This is a genomic window from Alkalitalea saponilacus (assembly GCF_900168165.1).
In the GTDB taxonomy this organism is placed as follows: Bacteria; Bacteroidota; Bacteroidia; order Bacteroidales; family Marinilabiliaceae; genus Natronoflexus; species Natronoflexus saponilacus.
The window spans coordinates 1-2097 of sequence record NZ_FUYV01000064.1 but is presented as its reverse complement, the minus strand read 5'-3'; the positions used below and the strand labels follow the sequence as shown (position 1 = coordinate 2097).

Below are 2097 nucleotides of genomic sequence, written 5' to 3'. Positions count from 1 at the left end.
ACCAATCATCCCCATTGAAATGCGTCCCCTCATACTGCTCCGTTGCCAGCAACCCACCAACATAATACCCCCACATTTCGCCAACGCCGCAAATGTCGGCATTCTTTTTGCTGGCATCGCCATATCCTTCGTAGGTCATAATATAAGCAATATACTGCGACCAGTACCAACTGCCAACATTACTGAAATGACTGGCGTGGGCAATGATATTGAGGGCTTGACTAGGAGTCAAGCCCTCAATAAAACCAATGGTTACTCTACTGCATAGCCATTAGCTTCTAAAGCCTTTTGGTAGTGCCATTCAGTAAATTCATATTCGTAATAGTAATTATCTTTTTTACTTTTCACTTCTGTCCATGCTTCAGGAAGCATTGGAGAATTATTCCCAAAGGCATTATTGCTCAAATCTTCCATGCTCCACCTATTCATTTCAGAATCTAAAATTGAGACTTTAATTGTATCATTAATTATTATAACAATAGAATCAGTCTTATTTTTGCTTTGAAAAGGCCCGCCTCCTGTCCCTCGACCGCAAAAAACTTCTGCCAAATCATAGCTTTCATCTTTTTTTAATCCTGTTGCAGAGTGGCCAACTCTTAAGTGACCACCATTCTCATATACCAACACATCAATAACAGCCGTGGTTTTGTTGCTTATCTTATAATAATTACATACTTCGGGATCACATCCGGTAATTATCAATATTAAACTTACTACAGGCATTAATAAAAATGGTTCATCACAATAATGCATACCTGGAATGGTGAAGGTTTAAAATTTTCAAATTGAAAAATTCCATATCCCGATAACCATATGCCTTTCTTTTTAGCACTTTTATTTTGTTGTTTATGCCTTCCAACGGGCCGGTTGAAATAGGGTGGTTAAACCAATTTAAGATTCCAGATCGATGGGATTTCAGCATGTTGGCAAACTTACTTAGATGGGTAATACCTGTTGAATAAGCTGCTTCACACCAATTATCCATAAATTTATTGGCTTCATTTTCATTTGATTGCTCCCATAGCATACCCAGTTCCTCTTTGAGATAATATGCTTCTGCCAGAGGCTGATTCATATTTAATGCTCTCTGAAGCCTTTCTTTTCCGGTTTCATTAATATTATGCTGTTTCATAAGCAACAACCATCGTAAACCTTTAAAAACATTTTGTTTGTTAAGCTCTGATTCCATAGTATATAAAGAACGTCTGGTATTATCTATGGCTTCATTCATTTTCTTGATAATATGAAATTTATCAAAGACAATCTTTGTTTCAGGACTGTTTTCTATTACGCTACTTATATAAGCTGGCCACATGTCCATTGCAACAGCTTTTAATGTAATCCCTTGTCGTTTTAACATTGTCCAAAACCCATTTAAACAGTCAATGGATCGACCTTCTGCAACATAAATTATGCGCCCCTTATCAATATCCATTACAACGGTTTCATAAACATGACCTTTTCTAATTGCAAATTCATCTATTGCAATTCGTTCTAATCCAGATAAATCAATATGCTTATACCGTTTTTGCAAGCAACGCTTTTCTATATTCTTTATCGTATTCCAATGCATCTTTAAGTTTTGAGCAACGTCTTCAATGGTCATACTCCCCAATAAATCATTTATATACCTCTCTAATCGACGGGTGTAGCTTTTTTTTCATCGGCATAATGAATTCGTTCTTGACGAATTGTTCCACAATCTTTACATTCCAAACGCTGAATTTTTGCCTTTAGATAAACAGCCTTTAAACCAATGGGAACCGTACGAAACAGACGTTCTGTAACTCCCTTTTTGATCACATTGAAACTATTACAGTGACTGCATTGAAGCTTCTCATTTTTGGTTTGAATATGAAAGACTACATCTCCGTTTTTATACTCAGTCTTTAAATATTCTTGATCAATCAAACCAAATCCGTGGTATAATAAACTTGTTGACATTTTTTCCTTTAAAGATAACTGCTAAATTTGTTTTAGGTACGCATTATTGTGATGAACCATAAAAATAAGATTTTCATATTTGTAATTATTATAATTCGGAATAAAAATCAACCAACTCATCAATCTGCGCATCAGTTACACCTACAGGTTTAA

Annotated in this window: 3 protein-coding genes; all 3 read right to left on the bottom strand. The window is 35.5% G+C overall.

What is annotated here, in order from left to right:
* Window positions 1-252 precede the first annotated feature (252 nt).
* From B5X70_RS17585 to B5X70_RS17575, 3 genes are read right to left on the bottom strand one after another with little or no spacing between them, the layout of a single operon-like run.
* Entirely contained in the window at window positions 253-723 is a 471-nt protein-coding gene (locus B5X70_RS17585) for a hypothetical protein (RefSeq protein WP_143255116.1), read from the bottom strand.
* Window positions 724-739: 16 nt separating this feature from the next.
* Window positions 740-1606, bottom strand: a complete 867-nt coding sequence (locus B5X70_RS17580) for an ISL3 family transposase (protein ID WP_232468338.1) — start codon at window positions 1604-1606, stop codon at window positions 740-742.
* Window positions 1607-1635: 29 nt separating this feature from the next.
* The gene (locus B5X70_RS17575) at window positions 1636-1944 is read right to left on the bottom strand and encodes a transposase family protein (protein ID WP_079559207.1); all 309 of its coding nucleotides are present in this window, start codon (window positions 1942-1944) and stop codon (window positions 1636-1638) included.
* Window positions 1945-2097 lie beyond the last annotated feature (153 nt).